The organism is Streptomyces sp. P5F9, from assembly GCF_057961495.1.
On sequence record NZ_JBXVPZ010000803.1, the window covers coordinates 1 to 2,340 of the forward strand.

General features: G+C 72.7%; 2 protein-coding genes. One reads left to right on the plus strand and one right to left on the minus strand.

Annotation, left to right across the window (positions count from 1 at the left end):
- Positions 1-154 precede the first annotated feature (154 nt).
- The gene (gene rpmB / locus AC31A1_RS50310) at positions 155-340 is read right to left on the minus strand and encodes a 50S ribosomal protein L28 (RefSeq protein ID WP_003973430.1); all 186 of its coding nucleotides are present in this window, start codon (positions 338-340) and stop codon (positions 155-157) included.
- Between the two features lie 260 nt (positions 341-600).
- Between rpmB and AC31A1_RS50315 the strand changes: the two genes are divergently transcribed.
- Entirely contained in the window at positions 601-2,319 is a 1,719-nt protein-coding gene (locus tag AC31A1_RS50315; protein ID WP_489659736.1) for a DAK2 domain-containing protein, read from the plus strand.
- The last annotated feature ends 21 nt before the right edge of the window (positions 2,320-2,340 follow it).

Here is a 2,340-nt window from a genome sequence, read left to right on the forward strand (position 1 = left end):
GTGGATCACGGGTGGGATCTGCGGCGCGGGGCTTCCTGAGACGCCGTCTGTCCGAGGCGGGGGCCGGCTGAGAGAGCACGGCAAAAAGCCGGCCCACACGAGGTGGACCGGCTCGATGCAGCGAACCAGCAGTGGCCGCGCGCTCAGCAGTGCGTCAGCGCGAGACCTTGCCGGCCTTGATGCACGAGGTGCAAGCGTTCACGCGCTTCGGCGTCCCACTGACCACGGTACGGACGCGCTGGATGTTCGGGTTCCAGCGACGGGACGTACGGCGGTGCGAGTGCGAGATGTTGTTGCCGAAGCCCGGCCCCTTGCCGCAGACGTCGCAGTTGGCAGCCACGGGTCACTCCAAAGACTTCAGATGCACAGATGCACTTACGGATGATCCCGGCATGCCGGGATCGAGATCGTAGGATCTGGAAGTGGCACTGCCAGGGGGGATGGCCCGATCGGGATCGGGCAACCGGAGCAGCATACAACGACTGCGCCAGTACAACGAAACTACCATGCCTGGTCGGGGGCCCGCTCCGGCCCTCCTCGGGCCCGGGCCGCTCCGGGGTCTACGCTGCGTTGCCAGTCCAGCAGCTCAAGGAGGCGCAGGTGCCGCAGACATTCTTCGATGCTCTCGCGGTGCGCAGCTGGTGCGGGCTCGCGCTGCGGTCGCTGGGGCGTGCGCGCGAGGAGATCGACGCGATCAACGTGTACCCGGTGGCGGACGGGGACACCGGCACCAACCTGTACCTGACCATGGAGTCCGCCGTCACCGCGGTCGACGCGGTGTTCGACGGGCACGGCACCCTGACCGGGCGGAAACCGCCGCTGGCCGACGCCGCCCGCGCGATGGCCCACGGGGCGCTCATAGGGGCGCGCGGCAACTCCGGGACGATCCTCGCGCAGCTGCTCCGGGGCATGGCCCAGGTCCTCGCCGCCGACGGTGAGACGGCTCACACGGACGGAGAAGGCCTACGGCTCGCGCTGCGCCGCGCGGCCGACTCCGCCCGGCACGCGGTGGCCCACCCCGTCGAGGGCACGGTCCTCTCGGTCGCCTCGGCCGCGGCGGACGCGGCCGACGGCACCGACGGCGACTGCGGGACCGTCGCACGGGCCGCCTACGAAGGAGCGTGCGCGGCGCTGGCCGCGACCCCGGGGCAGCTGGCCGTCCTTCAGCGCGCGGGAGTCGTCGACGCGGGCGGACGGGGGCTGGTGGCGGTGCTGGCCGCGCTGGTGGAGACGTTCACGGGGGAGTCGCCGGTTTTCGGGGCGCACGCACGCGTGGCCGTTGATGTGACGCACGCACGCGTGGAGGCCGATGTGGCTTCCAGCGCTTTCGACGTCCCTTCCGATGTCGCCGACGTCACCCTCTGCGAGGACGGTCCGGAAGCTCTCCAGGAAGGCGGCCCCGCCTTCGAGGTGATCTACCTCCTGGAGGCCGACGACTCGGCCGTGACGCGGCTGCGGGAGCGGCTGGACGCCCTCGGCGACTCGCTCGTCGTGGTCGGCGGCGACGGCCTGTGGAACGTCCACGTGCACGTGGACGACGCGGGCGCCGCCGTGGAAGCGGGCGTCGAGGCCGGCCGGCCGTACCGGATCCGGATCACGCACTTCGGGCTCGGTGACGTCCACACCACCGGTGCCGAACGGCCGCCCAGGGAGCGCGCGCAGCGGGCCGTCGTCGCCGTGGTGCCGGGGGAAGGGCTCGCCGGGCTCTACGGCGAGGCCGGCGCGACCACCGTGCTCGCGCGCCCCGGGGAGCCGCCCGCCAGCGGGGAGCTGGTCGCGGCCGTACGGCGGGCACACGCGCGTGAGGTCGTGCTGCTGCCCAATGACGCCGAGCTGCGCCACACCGCCGCCGCTGCCGCCGAACAGGCCCGGGCCGAGGGCATCCGGGTCGCGCTGATCCCGACGCGCTCCGCGGTCCAGGGGATCGCGGCGCTCGCCGTGCACGAGCCGGAGCGCCGCTTCGACGAGGACGTCGTCTCCATGACCTCGGCGGCGGGCGCGACCCGCTACGCCGAGGTCGCCGTCGCCGAACGCCAGTCCTGGACCATGGCCGGGATCTGCCAGGCCGGGGACGTCCTGGGCCTCGTCGACGGCGATGTGGCGGTGATCGGCGCCGATGTCACGGCCACCGCCCGGGCCGTCCTCGACCGCATGCTCGCGGCCGGCGGTGAACTCGTCACGCTCGTCCTCGGCGACGAGGCACCCGCGAGCGTCGCCGACATCCTGGAGATACACGTCCGGGAGTCGTACCTCGCCGTCGACACGGTGGTGTACCGGGGCGGCCGGCAGGGTGCCCTGCTGCTCATCGGTGTGGAATAGGCCCCAGCCCCACCCCAACTC